The 205-nt window shown below is 62.9% G+C and carries 1 protein-coding gene; it reads right to left on the bottom strand.

Annotated features, from left to right (window positions below; all coding sequences use genetic code 11):
* Positions 1–190 (bottom strand): hypothetical protein (locus tag QMG73_RS46215; protein WP_281906536.1); only part of this gene is annotated, 190 nt, incomplete at its 3' end.
* Positions 191–205: the final 15 nt, after the last annotated feature.

Here is a 205-nt window from a genome sequence, read left to right as displayed (position 1 = left end):
CCTGAAACGCGATGTAGCCACCGACAGCCGACCCCGTACACCAGTCGGGTCCACATGCGACAGTCCACTCGAACTCGTCATTCGCCTTCCACTGCACCCGCCGCCCGGTAGCGACCTCAACCAAAGTCCCGGTGCGCTCCGGCTCACCAAACGGCGTACCCGGATACTGCGACGTAATCCACCCCGGCACGGTCGACAACCAATA

It is taken from the genome of Phytohabitans aurantiacus (assembly GCF_027923225.1).
In the GTDB taxonomy this organism is placed as follows: domain Bacteria; phylum Actinomycetota; class Actinomycetes; order Mycobacteriales; family Micromonosporaceae; genus Phytohabitans; species Phytohabitans aurantiacus.
This window is presented reverse-complemented; position numbering and strand designations above follow the sequence as displayed.